The organism is Stenotrophomonas sp. CS3K5 (genome assembly GCF_059515225.1).
On record NZ_JCAKRX010000010.1, the window covers coordinates 167,951 to 191,991 of the forward strand.

19 protein-coding genes and 1 pseudogene are annotated in these 24,041 nt (G+C 66.6%); 5 read left to right on the forward strand and 15 right to left on the reverse strand.

Annotated features, from left to right (window positions below; genetic code table 11):
• Nucleotides 1-20 precede the first annotated feature (20 nt).
• Together rffA and AC5YGJ_RS15440 are read left to right on the forward strand one after the other, a co-directional pair.
• Nucleotides 21-1,145, forward strand: coding sequence for a dTDP-4-amino-4,6-dideoxygalactose transaminase (rffA, locus tag AC5YGJ_RS15435; RefSeq protein WP_279919831.1), 1,125 nt, complete (start codon nucleotides 21-23; stop codon nucleotides 1,143-1,145).
• Nucleotides 1,142-3,265: a hypothetical protein gene (locus AC5YGJ_RS15440; RefSeq protein ID WP_309336143.1), complete on the forward strand. Its 2,124-nt coding sequence runs from the start codon at nucleotides 1,142-1,144 to the stop codon at nucleotides 3,263-3,265. Before rffA ends, AC5YGJ_RS15440 begins: the two co-directional genes overlap by 4 nt.
• On the opposite strand, the gene AC5YGJ_RS15445 is transcribed toward AC5YGJ_RS15440, so the two are convergent.
• The 13 genes and pseudogenes from AC5YGJ_RS15445 to AC5YGJ_RS15505 all read right to left on the reverse strand — a co-directional run bounded on the left by AC5YGJ_RS15445 (nucleotide 3,230) and on the right by AC5YGJ_RS15505 (nucleotide 17,712).
• The gene (locus AC5YGJ_RS15445) at nucleotides 3,230-4,270 is read right to left on the reverse strand and encodes a glycosyltransferase family 2 protein (RefSeq protein WP_496187042.1); all 1,041 of its coding nucleotides are present in this window, start codon (nucleotides 4,268-4,270) and stop codon (nucleotides 3,230-3,232) included. The two genes, AC5YGJ_RS15440 and AC5YGJ_RS15445, sit on opposite strands and share 36 nt — an antisense overlap.
• Nucleotides 4,267-6,480 (reverse strand): hypothetical protein, encoded by a 2,214-nt coding sequence (locus AC5YGJ_RS15450; protein WP_496187043.1) that lies wholly within the window; start codon nucleotides 6,478-6,480, stop codon nucleotides 4,267-4,269. Before AC5YGJ_RS15450 ends, AC5YGJ_RS15445 begins: the two co-directional genes overlap by 4 nt.
• Nucleotides 6,481-6,547: 67 nt before the next feature.
• Entirely contained in the window at nucleotides 6,548-7,801 is a 1,254-nt protein-coding gene (locus tag AC5YGJ_RS15455; RefSeq protein WP_496187044.1) for a rhamnosyltransferase WsaF family glycosyltransferase, read from the reverse strand.
• Nucleotides 7,798-9,630, reverse strand: a complete 1,833-nt coding sequence (locus tag AC5YGJ_RS15460) for a glycosyltransferase family 2 protein (protein WP_249842010.1) — start codon at nucleotides 9,628-9,630, stop codon at nucleotides 7,798-7,800. Before AC5YGJ_RS15460 ends, AC5YGJ_RS15455 begins: the two co-directional genes overlap by 4 nt.
• Before the next feature lie 52 nt (nucleotides 9,631-9,682).
• Nucleotides 9,683-10,615 carry a wsae gene (locus tag AC5YGJ_RS15465; RefSeq protein WP_496187053.1) on the reverse strand — a complete coding sequence of 311 codons (933 nt, stop codon included), beginning with the start codon at nucleotides 10,613-10,615 and terminating at the stop codon, nucleotides 9,683-9,685.
• A 48-nt stretch (nucleotides 10,616-10,663) separates the two neighbouring features.
• Nucleotides 10,664-10,945: pseudogene (locus AC5YGJ_RS15470) on the reverse strand (class I SAM-dependent methyltransferase); the annotation flags it as partial.
• A complete protein-coding gene (locus tag AC5YGJ_RS15475; RefSeq protein WP_496187045.1) occupies nucleotides 10,911-12,143 on the reverse strand; it encodes an ABC transporter ATP-binding protein in 1,233 nt (410 codons plus the stop codon). The gene AC5YGJ_RS15475 and the pseudogene AC5YGJ_RS15470, both read right to left, overlap by 35 nt.
• Nucleotides 12,140-12,922, reverse strand: a complete 783-nt coding sequence (locus AC5YGJ_RS15480) for an ABC transporter permease (RefSeq protein ID WP_496187046.1) — start codon at nucleotides 12,920-12,922, stop codon at nucleotides 12,140-12,142. The genes AC5YGJ_RS15475 and AC5YGJ_RS15480 overlap by 4 nt, the downstream gene beginning before the upstream one ends.
• 3 nt (nucleotides 12,923-12,925) lie before the next feature.
• Nucleotides 12,926-14,110 carry a cystathionine gamma-synthase gene (locus AC5YGJ_RS15485; RefSeq protein WP_496187047.1) on the reverse strand — a complete coding sequence of 395 codons (1,185 nt, stop codon included), beginning with the start codon at nucleotides 14,108-14,110 and terminating at the stop codon, nucleotides 12,926-12,928.
• Between the two features lie 123 nt (nucleotides 14,111-14,233).
• The gene (locus AC5YGJ_RS15490) at nucleotides 14,234-15,604 is read right to left on the reverse strand and encodes a pyridoxal-phosphate dependent enzyme (protein ID WP_249842013.1); all 1,371 of its coding nucleotides are present in this window, start codon (nucleotides 15,602-15,604) and stop codon (nucleotides 14,234-14,236) included.
• Between the two features lie 301 nt (nucleotides 15,605-15,905).
• On the reverse strand, nucleotides 15,906-16,142 hold the full coding sequence (locus AC5YGJ_RS15495; RefSeq protein WP_057496722.1) for an HP1242/YdcH family protein: 237 nt from the start codon (nucleotides 16,140-16,142) through the stop codon (nucleotides 15,906-15,908).
• Between the two features lie 323 nt (nucleotides 16,143-16,465).
• A complete protein-coding gene (locus tag AC5YGJ_RS15500; protein ID WP_496187048.1) occupies nucleotides 16,466-17,350 on the reverse strand; it encodes an OmpA family protein in 885 nt (294 codons plus the stop codon).
• The gene (locus AC5YGJ_RS15505; protein WP_057496724.1) at nucleotides 17,347-17,712 is read right to left on the reverse strand and encodes a DUF4398 domain-containing protein; all 366 of its coding nucleotides are present in this window, start codon (nucleotides 17,710-17,712) and stop codon (nucleotides 17,347-17,349) included. Before AC5YGJ_RS15505 ends, AC5YGJ_RS15500 begins: the two co-directional genes overlap by 4 nt.
• 121 nt (nucleotides 17,713-17,833) lie before the next feature.
• On the opposite strand from AC5YGJ_RS15505, the gene AC5YGJ_RS15510 reads away from it, so the two are divergent.
• The 3 genes from AC5YGJ_RS15510 (at nucleotide 17,834) to AC5YGJ_RS15520 (ending at nucleotide 21,853) form a co-directional block, all read left to right on the forward strand.
• Nucleotides 17,834-18,964, forward strand: a complete 1,131-nt coding sequence (locus AC5YGJ_RS15510; protein ID WP_107232233.1) for a PilT/PilU family type 4a pilus ATPase — start codon at nucleotides 17,834-17,836, stop codon at nucleotides 18,962-18,964.
• A gap of 128 nt (nucleotides 18,965-19,092) precedes the next feature.
• Complete coding sequence (locus tag AC5YGJ_RS15515) at nucleotides 19,093-20,376, forward strand: putative DNA modification/repair radical SAM protein (protein WP_309336134.1); 1,284 nt, start codon at nucleotides 19,093-19,095, stop codon at nucleotides 20,374-20,376.
• The gene (locus AC5YGJ_RS15520; RefSeq protein ID WP_496187049.1) at nucleotides 20,357-21,853 is read left to right on the forward strand and encodes a UdgX family uracil-DNA binding protein; all 1,497 of its coding nucleotides are present in this window, start codon (nucleotides 20,357-20,359) and stop codon (nucleotides 21,851-21,853) included. Before AC5YGJ_RS15515 ends, AC5YGJ_RS15520 begins: the two co-directional genes overlap by 20 nt.
• 33 nt (nucleotides 21,854-21,886) lie before the next feature.
• Here AC5YGJ_RS15520 and maiA read toward each other — a convergent pair whose 3' ends face one another.
• Complete coding sequence (maiA, locus tag AC5YGJ_RS15525) at nucleotides 21,887-22,555, reverse strand: maleylacetoacetate isomerase (RefSeq protein WP_309336129.1); 669 nt, start codon at nucleotides 22,553-22,555, stop codon at nucleotides 21,887-21,889.
• Nucleotides 22,556-22,569: 14 nt separating this feature from the next.
• Complete coding sequence (locus AC5YGJ_RS15530; RefSeq protein WP_409460873.1) at nucleotides 22,570-23,559, reverse strand: fumarylacetoacetate hydrolase family protein; 990 nt, start codon at nucleotides 23,557-23,559, stop codon at nucleotides 22,570-22,572.
• Nucleotides 23,560-24,041 lie beyond the last annotated feature (482 nt).

Below are 24,041 nucleotides of genomic sequence, written 5' to 3' on the forward strand. Positions count from 1 at the left end.
CCACCCTGCGAGGCACACTCTTGATTCCCTTCAACAAGCCCTTCATGACCGGTCGTGAGCTCTGGCACATTGCCCAGGCACACGCCAACGGCCACCTGTCCGGCGACGGCCAGTTCACCAAGCGCAGCCACGCCTGGCTTGAACAGCGCACCGGGGCGCAGCGGGCCCTGCTGACCCACAGCTGCACGGCAGCACTGGAAATGGCGGCGCTGCTGCTCGACCTGCAGCCCGGTGACGAAGTCATCATGCCGTCCTATACCTTCGTGTCCACCGCCAACGCATTCGTACTGCGCGGGGCGGTGCCGGTGTTCGTGGACATCCGCGAGGACACGCTGAACCTGGACGAGCGCCTGGTGGAGGCCGCGATCACGCCGCGCACCCGCGCCATCTGCGTTGTGCACTATGCCGGTGTCGCCTGCGAGATGGACAGCCTGCTGGACATCGCCGCGCGTCACGGCCTGGCCATCGTCGAAGATGCCGCACAGGCCATCATGTCCACCTACAAGGGGCGGCCACTGGGCACGATTGGCGAACTGGGGGCCCTCAGCTTCCACGAAACCAAGAACATCATTTCAGGTGAAGGCGGCGCCCTGCTCTGCCGCGACGCCCGGTTCGGCGAACGCGCGGAGATCCTGCGCGAGAAGGGAACCAACCGCAGCCGCTTCTTCCGCGGCCAGGTCGACAAGTACACCTGGGTGGACGTCGGATCCTCCTTCCTGCCCGGCGAGATCACCGCGGCGTTCCTCTGCGCGCAGATCGAAGAAGCAGATCAGATCACCGCGCGCCGCCTGGCCATCTGGGACCGTTACCAGCAATGGGCCGCGCCGCATGAAGCGGCTGGCCGGCTGCGCCGTCCGATCGTGCCGGCCGACTGCCAGCACAACGCGCACATGTTCTACATGCTGCTGCCCGACCTTGACGCGCGCACCCGCTTCATCTCGGAGATGAAGAACCGCGGCGTGCAGACTGTTTTCCATTACATCCCGCTGCATTCGGCACCTGCCGGCCTGCAGGCCGGCCGTACCCATGGCGAGCTGCACAATACCGACGCGCTCAGTGAGCGGCTGGTGCGCATGCCGCTGTGGGTGGGCGTGGAAGAGCACCTTGAGGCGATCTTCGCAGCTGCCGACGACGTGCTCGCATGAATCAACCGGCCAGTTCAGCAGCACGCGAAGCCCGGGAGCTGCTCAAGGGCTTGCCCGTCTGGTACGCCGGCCTGTCCGTGCACCGTCGCCTGCAAGGGCTGATGCTGCTGGTAGCGGGTCTGTTGCTGCTGATCCTGCTGGTCGTGCCCTACAACCGGCAGGTGCTGGTCATTGACCTGGAGAGCGCCCAGCCCGGGCGGCTGCAGGTCTATTTCGACATGGGACAGGGCCTCTCCGAGGCCCTGTCCACGGTCAAGCGCTATCAGACCGGCCCGACCGAACTGCGCTACGAGCTGCCGCGCGGCACGCTGCATGGCGTCCGGATAGACCCTGATCCCGGCGCAGCACCCATCGTCTTCACGCACATCGGGGCGGTTGGCTTCGGCGGCCGCGAACGGCAGACGCTCGCCGACCCGCTGCAGCTGGATGGCGTGCAGATGGCACGCGATAGCAGTGCCGACCCGGAACAGGCACGGTTCCTGATCGCCGCCGATGCCACCGACCCGCAGCTGGCAATCCCGCTGGCGGTGCCGATGCAGAGCAACTCCGGCGTGGCACCGGCTACCTGGAACCTGCTGTGGTGGGCATTCTGGTTGAGCCTGCTGGTGGCCATCAGTCTGCAGTTCCTGCGCCGGCCCATGCCGCTGCTGGCATTGGCATTGATCGTGCTCGGGCTGTGCACCGCGCTGTCGATGTTCTCGCCGACGTCCGGCCGTTCGGTGCACCCCGATGAGCTGCTGCACGATGCCGATGCGGGGTACTTCCAGCACCATTGGGCGCCGCCGCGCATGGATGCACCAGACCTGGCGACCAGCTTCACCAGCAGTCCGTATGGCGTGACCTATCTTTCCGAATGGAACGTCGTCTACCTGTTCGCCGCCAAGACCTCACGGATCTTTGGCGAGCTGGGCCTGGACGTGATGCTGTCCTACCGCGCGTTCAATCTGGCGTTGTTTGCGCTGATGCTCGTTGGCCTGGTGGTGATCCGCGCGCCGCGGGGCAGCTACATCCCGCTGTTGATCACGCCACAGCTCTGGTACGTGTTCTCCTATTTCAATGGCGATGCACTGCCCTTCGCACTGGGCATGCTGGCCACTGTGATCGCACTGATGCCCGAGGGCCCATTGCAGCGCTTCCTGCAGCGCCGCGGGCCCTTCGATGCAGCCACACTGGGGCATCTGCTGGTGTTCTGCACCTGCCTGGGCCTGTTGCTTCTTTCGAAGAAGAACTACTGGCCGGTCGCAGCGTTCATCGCGTTGTCGATGTCGGTCGTCGCGCTGCGACTGCGCGCCCTGCTGGCGTCGTCGCTGGTGGTGCTGCTGCTGGCCGGCGTTGCCGCCAACGGCGCCGGCGCGGGGCTGGCCGCTGCGGCGGGCTCTTCCCTGCTCACGGTGGTGGGCATCATGGCCGGCCTGTCGCTGCTCTACTGCGTCTATGCAGCCTGGGTCCTGCTGCGCGAGTCCCACAGCCGCGCGGCGATCGGGCGCATCTGTCTGACCCTCGCACTGTCGGCGGCGGTGGCCGTGCCGTGGATCGCCGCCGATGCCTACAAGCATCGCGGCGGCCCGGGCAAGACCGCACTGATCGAACAGCAGCGCGAGCGCTTCGCCGAGCCCGCATTCAAGCCCTCGGTGACCCGCACGCTGTCCGCAGAGGTCTCCGGGTTCAAGCTGCAGGAGAAGGGCGTGCAGATCGGGCAACTGCTCGACGCACCGAAGGAGTGGCACGTGGGAACGTTCCGCAGCTTCTTTGGCGTCTATGGCTACATGGAGTACTTCGACACCGAGGACGCCTATCGGTTCGTCGGCTGGTGCGTGCTCGGGGTGCTGGTGCTCGCGCTTGGCTGGGGACTGGGCACCCGCACGCTCTCCCCTGCCCTGGCCATCACCAGTGTCGGCTGCGGGCTGGCACTGGTACTGGCCTCGTTCCTGCACAGCTGGACCTATGATTTCCAGCCGCAGGGGCGCTATGTGATGGGCCTGGTGGTGATGATGGTGCCGCTGTTCATGCGCACCGGTGAATCGCAGTGGGGTCGGGTCCTGTTCACCGCTGTGGCGCTGCTGCTGTTCGTACTGTCAGCCGCTTCATTCACCCATATCGCGCTGCCGCACCTGGTCTGACACCAGTGGCGGCAGCCGGGTGTGCAGGACATCGCGCGGGCGAAGCGCGATGTCGTAGTTGAGGAAGGCCAGGATCAGCTGGAGTCCACTGAGAATGGCCATGGCAGGCAGCACCACCGTACCCACGGGGGCTGCCAGCCCCGCCGCGGACAGTTCGAACCAGCGGACAGCGCCGTAGGCACCGCCGCCGAGCAACAGCACGACACCGGCCACCAGCTGCAGCGATGCCACCGACAGGTCGCGCAGGAAATAGTTGTAGCTGATGCGCTTGGCGAAGTTGCGTGCGTGCTTCAGGGCGAACTCGCCCAGCACTTTGCCTACACTGAGGTTGCTGACCTCTTCGCCGTAGTGCGCGTCCATCGGCACGTCCACCACCACCGCACGCACAGCGTTGAGCCGGAACAGCAGGTCGGTTTCGAAGAAGTAGCGCTCGCTGAGTTTTTTCAGCGGCAGGCGCGCGGCGACCGCGGCATGGATGGCGGTGTATCCATTGGTGGGATCGAACAGATCCCAGTAGCCGGTGGATGCTTTGGCCAGGAAGGAAAGCCCCAGGTTGCCCAGGCGACGGAGCCAGGGCATGCGGCTGATCTGGCCCAGATCCCAGAAGCGGTTGCCTTTGGCATAGTCGGCCTGCCCGCGCGCGATCGGGGTCACGAACAGCGGCAGCAGTCGCGGGTCCATCTGCCCGTCGCCGTCCACTTTGACCAGGATCTCCATGCCGTCGGCAATGGCAGCCCGGTAGCCGGTCACCACCGCACCGCCCACGCCCTTGTTGCGCGCATGGCGCAACACCCGTACCCGGGCATCATCGGTGTGCGATTCAATGAAATCACCCGACGCCTCGGGGCACGCATCGTCCACGCAGTAGACGGCCGTCACCTCGGGGCTGATCGCTGCCAGCACATCCCGAATGTGGCGGGTAACCTTGTAGCAGGGGATGATCACTGCAATGCGCGGTGCGCAGGCAGCGGCCTGGGGGGAGTCGGGCGAGAGAGCAGCGGTCATGGTTGCAGAGGATAGAAGAAGAGGTCGCCCGGTGCGGCAATCGCATCCTGCACACTCAGGCCCAGCCTGCCGAGCTCGGTCATGCACAGCCGTGTTTCCAGCAGGTCACGATCGGTTGCGCGGCCGGAGCGATCGATCAGCACATGGGTCACCCCCAGCCGGCGCAGTTGCTGACGCGCTGCGGCGGGCTTGTTGCTGCAGAGCAGCTGCCGGAGATCACGCGCGGTGAACGGATAACCGGCCCCCAGTCGGACGTTGAACAGATAGTCATGTTGGCCGAACGGAAGATAGGGCGCGACGCTGGCCGAGGGCAGCACCCAGTCTTCGCGCCCGTTGAGCATGACCGAGTAGGCCGGTACCAGCACAACCGCATCGGCCGGCAAGCGCGCCTCGGCCTGCTGGAACGCCCGCACCTGCGCTTCGTCCACCGGATAGGGCCAGCCCATGGTCCTGGCCCGAGGTGCGGGCGGTGGCACCAAGGCAAAGGCCAGGGCCCCCAGGGCGACCACAACGGCGGTGGCGCGGCGCAGACTGGCTTTGGGCAGGGCACGCAGGCGACGGCCCACGCCCACCGCGTCCAGCAGCAGCAGCAGCGACGCCAGCGCCAGCATCGACTGGATGAACAGCGCATACATGCCCAGCAGATCGATGTAGCGCTGCGAGTAGGTGCTCAGCAGGCTTGCTTCCAGCGAACTGTGGCCCAGCGCGAGCAGGACGATGTTGGCAAGCCGCTGCGCACACAGCACCGAGAGCAGCAAGCCAATCTGCCACCCCAGAATCGACAACAGCAGGCGCCGGCTTTCCGCGGCCCAGCGCCGCCAGAGCAGCGCCGCCAGGCCCGTCGCAATGCTGGCGAGCGCCAGGGCATGTCCCAGCGGATGGATGGCGCGCCACAGGAACTGGCTGGACGCGGGCATCCACTGCGTCCAGGGCGCCGGCTGGGGGCCGTGCCAGAGCTCCCACATCACTGCAGCACGAAGCGCCTCCGGCAGTGAACCCTCCACCAGTGGAACCGAAGGTGGCATGTACAGGCGCAGCCCCAGCAACTGCTGCAGCCCCGCGTGCACCTGCGGCACGGCTTCTGCCACAAGCTGGAGGTAGTAAGGGTCGGCCAGCAGCAGCACAACACCAGCCACCGTTCCGGTGAACAGACCCAGCAGCGGCATCAGCAGGCGCAGGGACAGACCGCGCGTGTACACCCACGGCAACACCGCGACGCAGACGAACAGCGGCACGGAGAAACCGACGTAGGCCACTGCCAGTGAAGGATTGAGCTTGACCGCCATGGCCCCGGCAAAGGGCAGCGCGGCCCAGCAGAACGCGGCGCTGCGCCGGTTCCGCGCGATCCCGTGCAGGGTGGCCGCCAGGGCGGGCAGCAGCAGCACCGCCAGCGCACTCAGGCGCCCGGTGCTGTTGAGGTCTGCCACGGGATAGAAGTAGGTGGTTCCGCGCAGCATGAGCGCGCCCAGGCCCACCAACAGCACGACACCACCGGTCATCGACAGCGCCGGCGACAGCCCCCCAGAGCGCAGGCGCCCCCACACCAGCTCGGTCAGCCCGACCACGGCCAGGGTCGCCTGCAGCGCCGGTTGCACCTTCAGGAACGGCCCCAGGTGATGACCCATGCCGGGCCAGGCCCACAGCGAGGCCAGCACATGCAGCAGCTTCGGGTACTTCTCCAGCCAGGTGGTGCCGCCGGCGGTCAGCAGCGGATAGCCCGCTTCGTACATGGCCGTTGTGAAGGCAATATGCTGGTGGGTATCAAGGCCCAGCGCGCCGGCACGCCGCGAGTACAGCGCGGCGGTGGCGACCAGGGCGAACACGCCCAGCAGGCTCGGCAGCGAAGAACCGCCGGATGAGGGCACCAGGCTGCGCACAAACCGGCGTGCCTGCGTTCGATGCGCCAGCAGGCTGACCGACAGCGCCGCCATCACCAGCAACGGCAGGCCCAACGGCAGATGTGCCTGTGTCGTCCAGGCCCAGGTCAGGGGAGCCGAAACCAGCCAGACCAGCAGCAGTGCGAACTGGCCCAGCCAGGCCTTCAGGAACAGGCCAGACCCCATCGCGGTCCTTGCCAGCCCCAGCCATGCCAGTACCCGGTCACCGAACCACCCCATGGACAACAGGGAGACCGCCAGCAGAATGACGAACTGGAACTGGGAAACACTGCGCGAGCAGAGCAGGATGAAGATCAGAACGCCGGCGGCCACCCACCTGCCGCGGCTGCGCCCAAGCACGCCATGGTCTGGCCCGTTCCCTGCGCTGGCGAACATGTAGTCAGCCGTCTGCCAGCACGCGGCTGTGCACGTCGCTGGCAATACGGCCGAACTCCCCCTGGCCGAGCAGGGCGTGATCGCTTCCGGCAACGGCACTCTGCATCATGCCGCGCTGTTCGAATGCATCCACCAGCGCCACAAGCCCTGCACAGATCGCCTCCGGGGTCATGCTGTCGAGCGAATGGACGTTGGCCACGGTCTGGTCCAGCCGCTTGTTGTCGTAGCGGTTGGTCAGCACCTCCATGCCGAACGCGGCCATTTCCAGCGGCGGGTAACTGGGGTGCGGCGAGACCATCAACGACAGGCCGATCGCCGAGGTCGACAGCAACCGGGCGTACGCATCGATATCCAGCTTGCCGAGCGCCTTCAAGGCGAACGGGCCCAGATCCAGGTCGGCCTGCAGCTCACCCGGTGCCGCCACTTCCCACTGCCCCGCGCGCGGGTCCTTCCAGCCCCACAGGCGCAGGCCCTCGCAGATCAGCTCGAACGCATTGCGCGGGGTGCCCGGGCGCGCGTAGACAACGATGCGGCGGTGGCGGGGAACAGCCGCATCACGCACCTGCTGCAGCGCTGGACGCAGCCCGTCATGCAGAACCGGTTCGAACACCGAACGCTTCTCGTATTGCAGGCCATGCTGCTCGAAGAACCCGGCAAGCAGGGCCGTGTTGAAGATGCCGATGTCGCGCGCTGGGCGGTACGTGCTCAGCGACAGCGCGTACTGGCTCGACCAGGCATAGAACCCGGGCTCGAAGTCCTGGATGAGATAGATCATCGGACGATCAATGCCGCCGTGGTCGCCCTGCCATTGCGAAATACGCTGTGCGGCATACGCCGTCCACCAGGCGGTGGCCACCCAGATGTCCTCAGCGGCCACCGGCAGGGTCTTCTGGTAGCGATCGCTGAACGGCACGATCTGCCGCATCGCCGTGGAGGTCTGGTCCGCAGGCACCAGCAGGTGGTCGGAGAAGCGCGAAAGCGCTTCTTCATCCGGCGAACTGTCGACCAGGATGATCCGCGATGCGGGGAAGAAGCGGCACAGCTCGCGGTAGATCAGCACGGCGGTATGGATGCCGCCGAAGTAATGCTGCTTGTTGATCGACGGCAGCACCAGATTCAGCCGCTTGCCCTCCCAGGGGTCATGCCGGGGGGTACAGGGGGTGATCTCGGCAACGTGGGTGTTGGGCGTGGGCACACCGGGAGCGCTCGCATCCAGGCGCGCGGCAATGCGCCGCAGCAGGTGACCCAGACGGCTCATTGCACGCTCCCGCGCAGGCGCGGCGAAGACGCCATGTAATCCAGATTCGGGCTGAAGAACGGATCGCCTTCTTCGCGATACGGCGAGTACGCCTCGGCCGAGCGCACGAAGTCGCTTTCCGGAATCGCACGCGGATCGCGCGTCTTGGATTCGTGGTGGATCATCACAGAACGTGCGACGTACACAGTGGCCAGGCCACGCGCATGCGCGCGCAGGCACAGCTCCACATCGCTGCCGCAGACGATGAAGGTTTCATCGAACCCGCCCAGTGACGCGAACGTGTCACGCGCCACCACCATGCAGGCGCCGGTGACCGCAAGCACCTGGCGCTGCAGTACCGGGGAAACGAACAGGTTCTGGTTGTGCACCGGCGTTTCACCCTTGAATACATGGTCGGCCCAGCCGCCCATGCCGATCACCACGCCGGCGTGCTGGATGGTGCGGTCGCCGTACAGCAGCAACGGGCCGCACACGCCCACGTCCGGCCGCAGCGCATTCTCGGCAAGCCGCTGCAACCACTGCCCATCGATGATCTCGGTGTCGTTGTTGAGGAACACCAGCACCTCGCCCCGCGCTTCGCGCGCCGCCAGGTTGTTCAGTGCCGACCAGTTGAACGGCACATCGGCGCGGATCACCCGGAAGCTCTCGCGGCGGGACATCGCCTCCAGCCACTGCAGCGTTTCGGCCTGGGTTGACCCGTTGTCGACCACGATGATCTCGAACGCACGGTAGTCGGTCTTGGCGTACAGCGACTCCACGCAGGTGCGCAGCAGGTCCAGGCCGTCGCGGGTGGGAATGATGATGCTGGCCAGAGGCCCCTTGTCCGCGTACGGATAGCGCACGTCGTAGCAGAACAGCTGCTCGCCATCATCCACCTGCGCCCCGGGGTGGGTTGCCTGCACATGCTGCTGCAGCGCGCGGCGGCCAGCGTGGTGCGCGTAGGGCTTGGAGCCGGCATTGGCCGCGGTGGAACCGGCGTGCGCGCGCCAGTGGTAGAGCACCTTGGGCACATGGGCGATGGTGGCGCCGGCAGCGGCACAGCGGAGCACCAGATCGTAGTCCTGCGAGCCATCGCAGTCGCTGCGCAGCCCGCCCAGCTGCGCCACCAGCGCGGCATCGAAGCTGACCAGATGACCCAGGTACATCTGCGACAGGAACAGGTCCAGGTTCCAGTCGGGCTTGAAGTAGGGATGGCGAAGGCGGCCATCTTCGCCCAGCACGTCGTGGTCGGTATACACGACCCCGGCCGAGGTGGCCACATGGCAGGCAACCACCGCCGCCAGTGCATCCGGCTCCAGCAGGTCGTCATGGTCGAGGAAGGTGATCCAGCGCCCCTTGGCCAGTGCGACCGCAGCGTTGGTCGTGGCCGCAATGCCCTGCCGTTCGCTTGAGCGCGAAACCCGCAGGTTCGGCAGGCGCTGCGACAGCTCGTCCAGCACGCGTGCCACATGCGGTTGATCGGACGCGTCATCGTGGATGCACAGCTCCCAGTTCGGGTAGGTCTGTGCTTCGACGCTGGCCACGGCCTCGCGCAGGAACACCTCCGGCGTGTTGCACACCGGCATCACGATGCTGATCAGGCCGGCGTCGGCCGGAACCGCGGCCGGCGCCTGCTGGCGCAGCCATTCGGCATAGACGTCCGGCGGCGTGGTGGCTGCTGCCGTGTGCGATCCATTGGCATAGGCAAGAATTGACCGGGCCAGATGCCTCGGCCCCCGGCGTGCGGCGCGCGCCAGGGCCGAGAGGATGGTGCCGACAGAGACACCCTGCCCCTGTGCGCGACGAATGCTCCAGTAGATTCCGCGAAGCAGATTACCCATCTTGGACATCAGGCATTACCTCGTTGATTCAGTACGGTCACTTTCCGGTTGCCCCATCGCTTCAAGACACGGCCCAACCCACCAGCGCGCCAATGACCAGGCCGCCCAGCGCCAACACCCCCATGGCGGCTTTCCACTTGCGGCGCGAGCGCTGGTAGTCCGCCGTGCGCTGCTGCAGGCGCTGCTCGAGCTCGCGCTCCACATCCCGTGCCTGCAGGCGGGCGGCCTCGGCGGCCTCCACCAGTTCCGCCATGCGGGCCTGGGCACTCTGCAACTGCTGCAGCTCATCGGCCACACGCGCCTGCAGCTCCTGCTCGCGCTGCTGCCATTGGGCATGGCGGGCGATCCACCCGGCATCGGCCTCGTCCTTGCCCTGCTGCAGCTGCTGCGCATAGGCGGCGGTGGCGCCCCACTCGCGCTTGGCCACGGCAAGATCGGCGATATAGGCATCCAGCATCCGCGCCGTGGATTCCCATTCCTTCTCGGAATTGGCGGTACGTACCGCCAGCTCACGCAAGCCGCCGGCGAGACCGCTCAGCAGCGCAGTCGCTTCCGCGTCGAGGTCGGCACGGAACGGCGGGTTGGCCTGCAGGCGCGCTGCATCGCTGGGCAGGCGCACGGCCACGCAGTATTCGCGGTAAGGCTGGTCGCTGTGATCGCCAGCGAACACCCGGCTGTTGTAGAGACGGTCGGCGGCGCTGACCAGCGGCTCCAGCTCGGGGAACTTCACCTTGATGAAATGTGCGCCCATCAGGCTGGACCACAATGCGGCATTGCCCTGGCCGAAGCGCAGCACCGTCATGCCGGCGCTCTCGAACGCATCCACGATCTCGGCGGTGTCGACCAGGCCGAATTCCTTGTGCTCCTGCAGCCAGACGTAGTCCTCGCCAAACAGCTCATGCCAGCGGCCATTCGCATCCACTTCAGCGTCGCGCACCCACGGCTGGTCCGGCGGGAAGCCGACGATGACCGCACGGCCGGCGACACGCGCCATCTCGGCCGCGGCCTTGGCACGCAGCGGCGCGGGAATATGCTCAAGCACATCCAGCGATACCACGGCGTCGAAGCCCTGCTCCGGGAACGGCAGCGCGGTGGCGTCGGCCACCACGAAGTCCTTCTCGTCCCCTTCGGCATGCAGGTCGGTGTACAGGAACGTTGCCTGCGGCAGGAACTGCCCGAGCAGACGCTGACGGTTGGCCCCTACTTCCAGCACCCGCGGCGCGGGCAGATCCAGCGCCTGCAGCAGATGCGTGGCCGCACCGTAGCGCTGGTAATGATCAAAGGGGATTTCAAGCAGCGTCGGGGTCATGGACCTTCCACTCATGCGGGATATAGACCACGCCCTCACTGAAGTAGGGCGCAGCCACGGTGAAGACACTGGCTTCGGACAGGTAGTCCAGGCAGACCAGGCCCTTGTCGGTGAACAGTCCCACATCAACGCGGTAGCTGCCGGTCAGCAGGGTCATCGACGGGATGCAGTAGCTGACGCGATGCGAGCCGCGCGAGGTGGGAATCACCACCCGCTCAAGATAGGTGTTGGGGCCAAAGATATGCAGGCCGTCCATGCCCTTGATCGCTACGCCAAGCAGCAGGCCATCGACCGTCTCATCGCCAACGGTATAGCTGATATCCACCGTCAGCGGCTCGAACGGTGCCAGCATGTCGGTGCTCAGTGCAACCGTTTCAAGATGCGCGGGAATGCTGCCCGGGGCGGGCGCCTGGCGCACTTCGGCGTCCTGCGCCACGGCCAGGTCCTTACCCAGTTCGTAGTCGCGGAAACGGTCGGCCACGAAGCTGGCTTCGCCGTGCAGCTTGACCTTGCCGCCTTCCAGCCACAGCGCGGTCTGGCAGAAGCGCTTGACCTGCTCAAGCGAATGCGACACGAACAGGATGGTGGCGCCGCGTGCACGGATCTGTTCGATGCGCGCAAGGCATTTCATCTGGAAGCGGATGTCACCCACCGACAGCGCTTCGTCGATGATCAGCACATCCGGCTCGGTGTGGATGGCCACCGAGAACGCCAGGCGCACGTACATGCCGCTGGAATAGGTCTTGACCGGCCGGTCGAAGAAATCGCCGATATCGGCGAAGTCGATGATCGACTGCAGCTTGTCGTCCACTTCCTTGCGGCTCAGGCCCAGCAGCGAGGCGCTCAGGTACACGTTGTCGCGGCCGGAGAAATCCGGATTGAAGCCGGCCCCCAGTTCGAGCAGCGCGGCAAAGCGCCCACGGATGCTGACCGAGCCGGAGGTCGGGCGCACCGTGCCGCACAGGATCTGCAGCAGGGTCGATTTGCCGGCGCCGTTGCGGCCAATGATGCCGACCGTTTCGCCCTTCGGCACGACCAGGTTGATGCCATCCAGCGCACGGAAGGTGCGGCTGGCACGGTCACCGGAAGGCTTGAGCAGCGACAGCAGGCGCTCGCGCGGGTTGGCGTAGACCGGATAGTCCTTGGTCACGCCCAGCACTTCGATGGCCGCGTCGGGTGAGGCATGCATCGTGGTGGTCTGCGGGTTGTTCATAGGACGTCCGAGAAGCCGCGCGAGAGGCGACGGAAGAGCGCGTAGGCCAGCATCGCCGCCACCACGGAAAGCAGGAAGTGCGGCAGCAGCATCGCCAGGTCAGGCGCTGCGTTCTGGACAGTCACCGTACGCAGCTGTTCGATGGGCGTGACCAGCGGGTTGAAGTAAACCAGTCCCCTGGCCGCCTCAGGCATCGCATGCGCCGGGAAGAAGATCGGACTGAGGAACAACAGCACGCTGCTGAGGATGCCCACAAACTGTCCGATGTCGCGCAGGTAGACCCCCAACGCCGAAAGCGACCAGGCAATCGCAAGCAGCATGGGCGTCATTTCCAGCAGGATCAGCGGCGAAGCCAGTGCCCACGCCGACGGCAGCCCCGACTGCCAGGTCTGCGCGACCAGCAGGATGGTCAGGCCGATGCCGGCGGTGGTCAGCGCTGCGGCTACCTTCACGATCGACAGCACCGGCAGCGGGAAGACCACCTTCTTCACGAAGTTGGGCTGGCCGGCGATGATCCCCGGTGCGGTGATCAGCACTTCGGACAGCAGGGTGAATGGCACCAGGCCCGCAAACAGCATCAGGGCGAAGTCGCCGGTGGATTCGGCCCCCGCCCATCGCGCCTTGAACACACCACTGAACACCAGCGTGTACACGCACAACATCAGCAACGGTTGCAGCACCAGCCACAGAACACCCAGCGTGGTGGTGCGGTACCGTGCTGCCAACTCACGCCCCAGCAGCTGGCGGAACAGGAACAGGAGATTGGCGTGCTTCTGCATGAATCAGCGGTTCCCTGCCGACAGTGCGCGTTCCAGATCCACCTGAAGATCACCCAGTTCTTCCACGCCCACGCTCAGGCGCACCAGCGCATCGCTGATGCCCAGCTGCTCGCGGCGCGCGACCGGAATGGAGGCATGGGTCATCACCGCCGGATGATTGACCAGGCTTTCCACGCCGCCCAGCGACTCGGCCAGGGTGAACAGCTGGGTGTTCTCGCAGAAACGCTTGGCCGCTTCGAAACCGCCCTTGAGCACGATCGAAACGATGCCGCCGTAGCCGGCCATCTGCTTGCCGGCCAGCTCATGCTGCGGGTGCGACGGCAGGCCCGGGTAGATCACCTTCTCCACCGCCGGGTGCTTTTCCAGCCACTGCGCCAGGGCCAGCGCGTTGGCGCAGTGCGCCTTCATGCGCAGCGGCAGGGTCTTCAGGCCACGCAGGGCCAGGAAGCTGTCGAACGGGCCCTGCACGCCCCCCACCGAGTTCTGCAGGAAGGCCATCTGTTCGGCCAGATCGGCGTTGTCGCCGACCACCACCATGCCGCCGACCATGTCCGAGTGGCCGTTGAGGTACTTGGTGGCCGAATGCAGCACCAGGTCGGCGCCCAGTTCCAGCGGACGCTGCAGCATCGGCGAGGCGAAGGTGTTGTCGACCACCACGATCAGGCCATGGCGCTTGGCGATGGCGCTCACCGCGGCGATGTCCACGATCTTCAGCATCGGGTTGGTCGGGGTCTCGATCCACACCATCTTCGTCTTCGGCGTGATGGCCGCTTCGAAGGCGGCCAGATCGGTCAGGTCGACGAAGCTGAAATCCAGCCCGGCGGTGCGGCGGCGCACGCGCTCGAACAGGCGGAAGCTGCCGCCATAGATATCGTCCATCGCCACCACGTGGCTGCCGGCGTCCAGCAGTTCGATCACGGTCGAGCTGGCCGCCATGCCCGAGGCGAACGCGAAGCCACGAGTGCCGCCTTCCAGCGACGCCACGCACCGCTCATAGGCGAAGCGGGTCGGGTTGTGCGTGCGCGAGTACTCGAAGCCCTGGTGCTCGCCCGGGCTGGACTGGGCGTAGGTGGAGGTGGCGTAGATCGGCGGCATCACTGCGCCGGTGCTCGGGTCCGGCGACTGGCCGCCATGGATGGCCAGGGTAGCCAGGGCCAGGGCGCGATCCTGGGAAGTAGCGTTGGACATGTTCTTTCCTGGTGGGCGCCGGCAGGCGGCGCCGTCAAAGGATCGGGAGTCTATCAGCGCGGCCTTAACGACCTTTGACGCAGATAAACCGGAATTCAGTGGCGAATGTCGCCGATCAGCGGCTTACTGCACGCGACGGCGCAGATAGTTCAGCAGGTCGATGCGGGTGATCAGGCCCAGGAAGGCGTCGCCGTCCATCACGATTGCCACCTGCCCACGGTCGAACACCGGCAGCAACGCTTCGATCGGCGATTTGACGTCCAGCCGGTCCAGCTTGCTGACCATCGCAGTGGCCACGGTGTCGCGGAAGCGCGCTTCGTCGCCATAGACATGCAGCAGTACGTCGCTTTCATCGACGATGCCGACCAGCTGGTCGCCGTCCATCACCGGCAGCTGCGACACGTCGTACAGCTTCATGCGCTGGTAGGCGGTGGTCAGCAGATCGTTCGGGCCGATCACCACTGTGTCGCGCTGGCCGTACGGGCGCAGGATCAGGTCGCGCAGGTCGCCATGCTGCGGGCGCTGCAGGAAGCCGTTGTCCAGCATCCAGTAGTCGTTGTACATCTTGGACAGGTACTTGTTGCCGGTATCGCAGACCAGCACCAGCACCTTCTTCGGCGTGGTCTGCTCGCGGCAGTACTTCAGCGCCGCAGCCAGCAGGGTGCCGGTGGACGAACCGCCGAGGATGCCTTCCTTGCCCAGCAGCTCGCGCGCGGTGTGGAAGCTCTCGGCATCGCTGATGGCATAAGCCTTCTTGACACGGCTGAAGTCGGAGATCGACGGCAGGAAGTCCTCGCCGATGCCTTCCACCAGCCAGCTGCCCGACTTGTCGTTGAGCACGCCGTCGTTGATGTACTCGGCCAGGATCGAGCCCACCGGGTCGGCCAGCACCAGTTCGGTCTTCGGCGACAGCCTGGCGAAGGCCCGCGACAGGCCGGTCATGGTGCCCGAGCTGCCACAGCCGAATACGATGGCGTCGAGATCGCCGCCCATCTGCTCCAGGATTTCCGGGCCGGTGCCGAATTCGTGCGCGGCCGGATTGTCCGGGTTGCCGAACTGGTTGATGAAGTACGCGCCCGGGGTCTGCTCGGCGATGGTCTTGGCCAGGTCCTGGTAGTACTCCGGGTGGCCCTTGGCCACGTCCGAACGGGTCAGGCGCACCTCGGCACCCATCGCCTTCAGGTTGAAGATCTTTTCCCGGCTCATTTTGTCGGGAACAACCAGGATCAGCTTATAGCCCTTCTGCTGGGCCACCAGTGCCAGGCCCAGGCCGGTGTTGCCGGCGGTGCCCTCCACCAGGGTGGCACCGGGCTTCAGCTCGCCGCGCTGCTCCGCCGCTTCGATCATCGACAGGCCGATGCGATCCTTGATCGATCCGCCCGGGTTGGCGCTTTCGAGCTTCAGGTAGAGCTCGCAGACACCGGTATCCAGGCGCTGGGCCTTGACGATCGGGGTCTGGCCGATGAGTTCGAGGACGGAGGAATGGATGGGCATTCGGAGGACTTTCGATTCGCGCCACACAGGGCCGGACCGATGATTATCCGACGGATGGCGCGGAAAGTCAGGTCGGCGCGCGGGCGCCCGCATCCTGCCCGGAAAAGGGATGCGGACGGCCCCGGATCGACGAGGAGACCGGTACCGCCCGCATCGGTGAGTTGTGCCTGCAGGCCAAGGCACCACGGCCTGTGGTGCCTTGGCGCGGCCGCCTCATCGGCGGTGCCGCGATGCCAGGGCAGGAGCGCCTGGCGGGGCCATCAATGGCGGGGCCACGCCGTTCCGGGCGTGACGGGGTGCGTCAAAGCGTGGGGGAAGGTGCTGAGAGCGGTGTTGCGTACATTCGCAGAAGTCGTTGCTTGGCCAGCAGCTTCTCGCGCTTCATGCGACCCAGGGTGACATCATCGATCGGGAGTACACCCAACTCCGCATCCATGCACTTCTTGTTCAACTTGCGGTGCTGGTCATGGAGTGCCCTGAACTCCGGATCCCGCGCACGACGTGCGTCGATCTCGCTCTGGGGCTGATCTTCAAACATGATGGACCTCCTTCGACAGATACACGAACGCCCCGGCCGCAAGGCACGGGGCGTTGTTCATGGGGGAGCGCCGGTCGATGGCCACCTGGACGCCTGCAACGACCTGCGGCACTGGCCTGCGCACGTCGGTCTGCTGCGGTTCGCGCCCTGCTTGCATCGGCCCGGCCCTCCCATCGTCCGGTCCGCGGCATTGCGTCCCGGACGATTGACCCTACGCCTGCTCCGGACGGGGTTCAAGCCCCTGCGGCAAAAAGACCGAACCCCGCCGGGGCGGGGTTCAGGCTGAATGCTCATCACAACGAAAAACAAACAATATCAAGCAATTACGGGGCGATGATGACCTCGGCCGAACGTGCCTGGGTGGAGGCCGCCTTCTTGCCGGCGAGCTGGATGCGGTTGCTTGCGACTCCGGCCGCGACCAGTGCGTCGCGCAGCGCTTCGGCCCGCTTCTGGCCCACGCCGTTGGCGCTGTCATAGGCCTCGATGCGCAGGCGGCCCTTCTTGCCGATGTTCAGGTACTCGGCCAGCGCCTTGGCCTGGTTGCGGGCGCCGCCGGACAGGCTGGAGGCACCGGCGGCAAAGGCATCACCCGTGAAGGTGAAGACCTCGCCACGGCCGTCGAACTTCGAGCCGGGAAGCTTCTGCCCGGACACCAGCTCGGCTTCTTCGCGGGCCAGCTTGGCCGCGTTCTGCTGGGCGGCGCTGAGCCGCTGCTGCTGCTTGCCGGCCACGCTGGTCAGGGCATTCTCGGCATCCTGGCGGGCCAGGGTCTCGGCCTCGGCGGCCTGGCGCAGGCGCTCGGCCTCCTCGGCCTGCATCTGCGCCTGCATGCGCAGCTGCTCGGCTTCCTGGCGGGCACGGGCGGCATCGCGGCGGCTGGCCTCGATCAGCAGGTCGCTGCGGGTCCGTTCCAGACGGTCAACCTCGCGCGCGGCCAGGGCGGTGCGCACGGCGGTCTCGGCAATCTCCACGCGGCGCTCGGCCAGGTAGGTGGCCAGCTCCTGGTCGCGGCGCTTGGCCTTGTCCAGGGTGGCGATGGCCTGCTGCGCCTGCATGCGCTCGAAGGCGCCCAGCTCGGCGGTGTCCGGATTGGCCTGGATGGCCATCAGGCGCTGGCTCAGCTGCGCCACCATCGGGTTGTCGGCGGCCATGGCCAGCGAGGGCAGCGCCAGCAGCGCGGCCAGGGTTGCGGCAGTGATCGGCTTCATCGGCGGTCCTCCCCGGTCGACAGCTGGCGCTGCAGCTGGTTGACCTCGTTGCGGCGCAGCTGCAACTGGGCGGTGGCCGTGGCTTCCTCGCTGCGCACACGCGCCAGGTCGGCGTCGGCAGCGGCACGCAGGGCCATCGCCGGGGCGTTCTTGCGCTCGCGGCGGTCGGCGGCGGCACGCTGGGCCTGCTCCAGGCCCTGGCGGGCCAAGCCGATCAGGTCCGGGGCGTACTGGTCGGCATCGGCCTGGGTGGCCTTGTCCACCGCCTGCCGGGCCTGCGCCAGTTCCAGGGCGGCGTCCTGCGCCCAGGCGGGGGCAGACAGTGCGAATGCAAACGCCATCACATACAGGACATGGCGCATTCGTGCGAAGCTAAGTCGTTTCATTGGGGAGGCCGTACCGGTTGTCGGTTCACGGCCATTGTCGTCAAGCCGACACCGTGCTGGCAACGGGCGTCGGCCGTTTCGTTGGGGAAAATTCGCAATGGATATCGGCTACTTCCTGAAGCTGATGACCGAAAAGAACGCTTCGGACATGTTCCTGACCACCGGGGCACCGGTCTACATCAAGATCGAGGGGAAGCTTTATCCGCTGGGCAACACCGGCCTGCCGCCGGGCATGGTCAAGAAGATCGCCTACTCGCTGATGGACGAAGGCCAGGTGCCGCAGTTCGAGCGCGAGCTGGAACTGAACATGGCCATTGCCCTGCCCGATGCCGGGCGCTTCCGCGTCAACGTGTTCAAGCAGCGCGGCGAGGTCGGCATGGTCATCCGCGCCATCCGCAGCCGCATCCCGAGCATCGAGGAGCTGAACCTGCCGCAGGTGCTGAAGGACGTCATCATGACTCCGCGTGGGCTGGTGCTGGTGGTGGGGTCCACCGGCTCGGGCAAATCCACCTCGCTGGCGTCGATGATCGACCACCGCAACAGCACCACCACCGGCCACATCCTCACCATCGAGGACCCGATCGAGTACCTGCACAAGCACAAGATGTCGATCGTCAACCAGCGCGAGGTCGGGCTGGATACCCATGCCTTCCACAACGCGCTGAAGAACGCGATGCGTGAAGCGCCGGACGTGATCCTGATCGGCGAGATCCTGGACGCGGAGACGATGGAAGCGGCGATCGCCTTCGCCGAGACCGGCCACCTGTGCCTGGCCACCCTGCACTCCAACAACGCCGACCAGACCATCGAGCGCATCCTGAACTTCTTCCCGGAAAGCGCGCACAAGAACGTGCTGATGAACCTGGCGCTGAATCTGCGTGCGGTGATCAGCCAGCGCCTGGTGAAGAACAAGGAAGGCCGTCGTCTGCCGGCCACCGAGGTGCTGATCAACACGCCGATGATCCGCGACCTGCTGCGCCGCGGCCAGGTGCACGAGATCAAGGCGGCGATGGAAGGTTCGCTGGAGGAAGGCATGGAGAGCTTCGACCAATGCCTGTTCCGGCTGGCCAAGAGCGGCGTGATCGAGCAGGAAGAAGCGCTGCGTGCAGCCGATTCGCGCGATGGCCTGGCGCTGAAGTTCCGCCTGTCCGAAGGCAGCAGCGGCGAGCACGATCCGTACGCGGATTTCTCCTCGCCAACCCAGCCCACCATCACCCACGGGTTCTGAGCGCGCGCGCCGGGCATGGCCCGGCGCTACCGGACGCGCGGTGGTAGCGCCGGGCCATGCCCGGCGGAAGCCTGAAGGATTCAGGGGCGGTCTCATCCATTGAGACTTCTCATCCGTAGGTTTCCGCAATGGAAACCATCCGCAAGCTGGCCATTCTGGCCGATGCCGCCAAGTACGACGCCTCCTGCGCCTCCAGCGGCTCGGGAAAGCGCGATTCGCGTGCCAGCGGTGGCATCGGCAGCACCGAGGGCATGGGCATCTGTCACAGCTATACGCCGGACGGCCGCTGCGTATCACTGCTGAAGATCCTGCTGACCAACTTCTGCGTCTACGACTGTGCCTATTGCGTCAATCGCGTGTCCAGCAATGTGGCCCGCGCGCGTTTCAGTGTGGACGAGGTGGTTGCGCTGACCCTGGATTTCTACAAGCGCAACTACATCGAAGGTCTGTTCCTCTCCAGCGGCATCATCCGCAATGCGGACTACACGATGGAGCAGATGGTGGAGGTCGCCCGGCGCCTGCGCGAGGAACACCGCTTTGCCGGCTACATCCACCTCAAGACCATTCCAGAAGCGTCGCCGGAACTGCTGGCCAGCGCCGGCCGCCACGCCGACCGCTTGTCGATCAACGTGGAACTGCCCACCGAGGCCGGGCTGAGCACACTGGCGCCGGAGAAGACCGTCCAGTCGATCCGCGGCGCAATGGGTGAGCTGCGCTGGCGCATCGAGGAAGCCCAGGAAGCACGCAAGGCCGCGCCCGCGCTGGCGCCGGCCGTCACCCGCAGCGCGCGGCCGAAGCCACCCCGATTCGCACCAGCAGGCCAGAGCACGCAGATGATCGTGGGCGCCGATGGCGCCAGTGACCAGCAGATCCTGACCAGCGCCGACAGCCTGTACGGCAACTACCGCATGCGCCGGGTCTACTACTCCGCGTTCAGTCCGATTCCCGATGCCAGCCGGCAACTGCCACTACACGCCCCACCGCTGCAGCGCGAGCACCGGCTGTACCAGGCCGACTGGCTGTTGCGCTTCTATGGTTACGGCGTGGACGAGATCACCGACACCACGCAGGGCGGAATGCTCGATCTGGATATCGATCCGAAGATGGCCTGGGCGATCCGCCATCCCGAACGCTTTCCGGTCGATCTGAACCGTGCACCGAAGGAAATGCTGCTGCGGGTGCCTGGCCTGGGCGTGCGCAATGCAAAGCGCGTGCTGATGGCGCGCCGCCACGGGCGCCTGCGGGTGGCCGACATCGCCCGCCTGAAGGCACCGATGAGCAAGCTGCTGCCGTTCGTGCTGCTGGCCGACCATCACCCGCGCAAGGCACTGGATGACCCGGCCGCGCTGCGCGCGCAACTGGCCCCGCCTCCACGCCAGGGATCGCTGTTCGATGCGCCGCCGGCAACCTGACGCGCCGCTCTGGTCACAACGGGTGGACCCGGCCTGGTCGCTGCAGGCCTGGCGCGACGGTGCGCGTGATGCGCTGCTGCGTGGCGTGCGGCCCGAACAGCTGGATTGGCTCGATGGCAGCGAAGCCTCACTGCTGGATGCGCCGCCGGTGCAGCAGGCACCGGTGCCGGCACACGCAACCGTTCCCGGCGTCCCGCGCGAATTCCTGGAACTGGCCGCCACCTGCCTGTGCCACAGCGAACCGCAGCGCCTGTCGCTGCTGTACCGGCTGCTGTGGCGGATCACCCATGGCGAACGCGCGGTGCTGACCAATCCCGCCGATGCCGATGTGCTGCGTGCGATGGCGCTGGCCCAGGCCGTGCGCCGTGACACGCACAAGATGAAGGCCTTCGTGCGCTTCCGCGAGGTACCCGGCCAACCCGAGGCGTTCATCGCGTGGTTCGAACCACAGCATCACATCGTCGATCGGGTGGCGCCCTTCTTCGCCCGCCGCTTCACTGGCATGCGCTGGGCGATCCTGACGCCGTCGCGCAGCGTGGCATGGGACGGACAGGCGCTGAGGTTCGGCCCGGGTGCACGGCGTGAGGATGCCCCGGCCGAGGATGCACGCGAGGCCCTGTGGCAGACCTATTACGCCAGCATCTTCAATCCGGCCCGGCTCAATACCCGGATGATGATGCAGGAGATGCCGGCCCGGTACTGGCGCCACCTGCCCGAGGCGCAGCTGCTGCCGCGCCTGGTGCGCGATGCGGGCGATCGCGTGCAGGAAATGCATGATCGGCCCGCGCAGGCACCCCAGCGCCGGATTCCCATTCGTGAAAACGCGGCGACAGCGACCACCGATACCGGCAGCCTGCAGACGCTTCAGCAGCAGGCCAGCGCCTGCCGCCAGTGCCCGCTATGGGAGACCGCCACGCAGACGGTGTTCGGTCAGGGGCCGGCCGATGCGCGGGTGATGCTGATCGGCGAGCAACCCGGTGATACCGAGGATCTGCGTGGCCAGCCGTTCGCCGGCCCGGCCGGCCAGCTGCTGGACCGCGCACTGGCCGAGCTGGGCATTGATCGCGCCACGCTGTACCTGACCAATGCGGTAAAGCACTTCCATCATGAGCGCCGCGGCAGGACCCGGCTGCACAAGCGTCCGGAAAGCCGCCATATCCAGGCCTGCCGGCCGTGGCTGATGGGCGAGATCGCGCGGGTGCGGCCACAGGTCATCGTCTGCCTGGGCGCAACCGCGGCAGCCTCGGTATTTGGCCGTGACTTCAATCTGTCGCGCGACCGTGGACGCTGGCGCACGCTGGAGGACGGCACCCGCGGCTACGCCACCGTGCACCCGGCGTGGGTGCTGCGGCAAAGCGACGGCGCGCGCCGCGAACAGGCCTATGCGCTGTTCCGCGATGACCTTCGGCAGATGCTGCGAGGGGATGGGGAATCGGCCGGGCATGCCGCGGCGCTACCACGGGCCGGGGACCGGTAGCGCCGCGCCGCGCCCGGCGAGCGACGCCGCCTGTCAGGCGGCGTCGGGCTGGTTTTCCGGGCGCGCGCGATCGAAGGCGTCCAGCGCCTGGCAGGACGCTTCGATACGGCGCAGGGTCGGGTACGGCGCCAGATCCAGGCCGAAGCGGTGGGCGTTGTACAGCTGCGGCAGCAGGCAAAGGTCGGCCAGGCCGGGGCGGTCGCCATGGCAGAAGGTGCCGGTGTCGCGGCTGTTGGCCAGCATCGCTTCCATCGCGGCAAAGCCTTCGGCGATCCAGTGCAGGGTCCACTGCGTGCGGGCGTCGGCCGGCAGCTGCAGGTCACGCTCCAGGTACTGCATCACCCGCAGGTTGTTGATCGGATGGATATCGCAGGCCACCAGCTGCGCCAGCGCCCGCACCCGTGCGCGGCCGGCAGCGTCGGCCGGCAGCAGCGGCACCTGCGGGAAGCGCTCGTCCAGGTATTCCAGGATCGCCAGCGACTGGGTCAGCGTGTGTCCCTCATGCAGCAGGGTCGGCACCAGCTGCTGCGGGTTGAGCGCGCGATAGGCGTGCAGATGCTGCTCGCCGCCCTCGCGCACCAGGTGCACCGGCCGCGCTTCCCAGGCCAGGCCCTTCAGCTCCAGGCCGATGCGCACGCGGTAGGCGGCGCTGGATCGCCAGTAGGTGTACAGCACGATGCCGTCGTCAACCAGGATGTCCATCGCCGCCTCCATGCTCAGGGCTTGGCCGCCTGTTCGATGCGCTGTTCGATGGCACCGAAGATGCTGTTGCCGGCCGCATCGAGCATTTCAATGCGCACCACATCGCCGAACGACATGAACGGCGTGCTCGGTTTGCCGTCGCGCAGGGTTTCGACCACGCGCTGTTCGGCGAAGCACGAGGCGCCCTTGCTGGTGTCTTCGTTGGCGATGGTGCCCGAGCCGACGATGGTGCCAGCACCCAGCGGACGGGTCTTGGCTGCATGCGCGACCAGCTGGGCGAAATTGAACTGCATGTCCACGCCCGCTTCCGGCGCACCGAACCACTGGCCGTTGATGTGGGTCAGCAGCGGCAGATGCACCTTGCTGTCCTGCCAGGCGGCGCCCAGCTCGTCGGGGGTGACGAACACCGGCGACAGTGCCGAACGCGGCTTGGACTGCAGGAAGCCGAAGCCCTTGGCCAGCTCGCCGGGAATCAGGTTGCGCAGCGAGACATCGTTGACCAGGCCGACCAGCTGGATGTGGCCAGCGGCCTGTTCCGGGGTGGCCGCCATCGGCACGTCGTCGGTGATCACCACGATCTCCGCCTCCAGGTCGATGCCGTAGTCCTCGCTGACCACCTTGACCGCATCGCGCGGGCCGTAGAAACCGGCGCTGGTGGCCTGGTACATCAGCGGGTCGGTGTAAAAGCTCTCCGGCACCTCGGCGCCGCGGGCGCGGCGTACGCGTTCCACGTGCGGCAGGTAGGCGCTGCCATCGACGAATTCATAGGCGCGCGGCATCGGCGCGGCCAGCGCCTGCGGATCGAGGTCGAACACGCCATCGGCGTCGCCGCTGTTGAGCGATTCGGACAGGGCGTTCAGGCGCGGCGCAATGTGGCTCCAGTCCTCCAGGGCCTGCTGCAGGGTGGCGGCAATGCCGGTGGCGCGCACGCCGTGGCGCAGGTCACGCGAGACGACGATCAGGGTGCCGTCGCGGCCGCCTTCCTTCAAAGAACCAAGCTTCATGGGTGGGTGTCCGGAGTCGTGGGCAAACAAGTTTCAAGTGTAATCAAATCTGTGGCGGCGCCAAGCTGCAGCGCGGCATCGGCCCACCCTACCGTAGTGGGGGGTCGGCAGGGCTTGCAGCCCTGCACCTGCTCAATGCAACGGCAACGGCAAAGGCAACAGCCGGCTCTGGGTTGTCCGCGGGTTTGGCGGGGCGGTGTGGGCGGGCAGGACACGCCGTAAACCCATCCTTGGGGGCTCGATGGCGCCATCCATCGCGCCAACGGTCCTGCCCGCCCACACCCCCACCCCCGACAATTTCCCGATGACGGATCGACCATCCACATCATTCACCGTGGAAATCGATCAGACATCGAAATTGATCGAATGAGATCTGACAGATCGCGGAAACTGTCGAAGGCGGGGTGGGTCCGGTGGCGGGAGTGTCCGCGGCATGGATGCCGCGGCCAAGCCCCCATGGATGGGTTTACGGCGTCTCCCGC

Excerpts from the sequence above, each read along its gene's own strand:
- AC5YGJ_RS15460 (WP_249842010.1), bottom strand. The coding sequence starts at position 9,630 with ATGTCCAAGATGGGTAATCTGCTTCGCGGAATCTACTGGAGCATTCGT.
- AC5YGJ_RS15495 (WP_057496722.1), bottom strand. The coding sequence starts at position 16,142 with ATGTTTGAAGATCAGCCCCAGAGCGAGATCGACGCACGTCGTGCGCGG.
- maiA (WP_309336129.1), bottom strand. The coding sequence starts at position 22,555 with ATGGACATCCTGGTTGACGACGGCATCGTGCTGTACACCTACTGGCGA.
- AC5YGJ_RS15455 (WP_496187044.1), bottom strand. The coding sequence starts at position 7,801 with ATGAGCCGTCTGGGTCACCTGCTGCGGCGCATTGCCGCGCGCCTGGAT.
- AC5YGJ_RS15440 (WP_309336143.1), top strand. The coding sequence starts at position 1,142 with ATGAATCAACCGGCCAGTTCAGCAGCACGCGAAGCCCGGGAGCTGCTC.
- AC5YGJ_RS15505 (WP_057496724.1), bottom strand. The coding sequence starts at position 17,712 with ATGCGCCATGTCCTGTATGTGATGGCGTTTGCATTCGCACTGTCTGCC.
- AC5YGJ_RS15445 (WP_496187042.1), bottom strand. The coding sequence starts at position 4,270 with ATGACCGCTGCTCTCTCGCCCGACTCCCCCCAGGCCGCTGCCTGCGCA.
- AC5YGJ_RS15490 (WP_249842013.1), bottom strand. The coding sequence starts at position 15,604 with ATGCCCATCCATTCCTCCGTCCTCGAACTCATCGGCCAGACCCCGATC.
- AC5YGJ_RS15520 (WP_496187049.1), top strand. The coding sequence starts at position 20,357 with ATGCGCCGCCGGCAACCTGACGCGCCGCTCTGGTCACAACGGGTGGAC.
- AC5YGJ_RS15500 (WP_496187048.1), bottom strand. The coding sequence starts at position 17,350 with ATGAAGCCGATCACTGCCGCAACCCTGGCCGCGCTGCTGGCGCTGCCC.
- AC5YGJ_RS15530 (WP_409460873.1), bottom strand. The coding sequence starts at position 23,559 with ATGAAGCTTGGTTCTTTGAAGGAAGGCGGCCGCGACGGCACCCTGATC.
- AC5YGJ_RS15475 (WP_496187045.1), bottom strand. The coding sequence starts at position 12,143 with ATGAACAACCCGCAGACCACCACGATGCATGCCTCACCCGACGCGGCC.
- AC5YGJ_RS15465 (WP_496187053.1), bottom strand. The coding sequence starts at position 10,615 with ATGGCGCGTGTCGCCGGCCGTGCGGTCATCGTCGGCTTCCCGCCGGAC.
- AC5YGJ_RS15515 (WP_309336134.1), top strand. The coding sequence starts at position 19,093 with ATGGAAACCATCCGCAAGCTGGCCATTCTGGCCGATGCCGCCAAGTAC.
- AC5YGJ_RS15510 (WP_107232233.1), top strand. The coding sequence starts at position 17,834 with ATGGATATCGGCTACTTCCTGAAGCTGATGACCGAAAAGAACGCTTCG.
- AC5YGJ_RS15480 (WP_496187046.1), bottom strand. The coding sequence starts at position 12,922 with ATGCAGAAGCACGCCAATCTCCTGTTCCTGTTCCGCCAGCTGCTGGGG.
- AC5YGJ_RS15485 (WP_496187047.1), bottom strand. The coding sequence starts at position 14,110 with ATGTCCAACGCTACTTCCCAGGATCGCGCCCTGGCCCTGGCTACCCTG.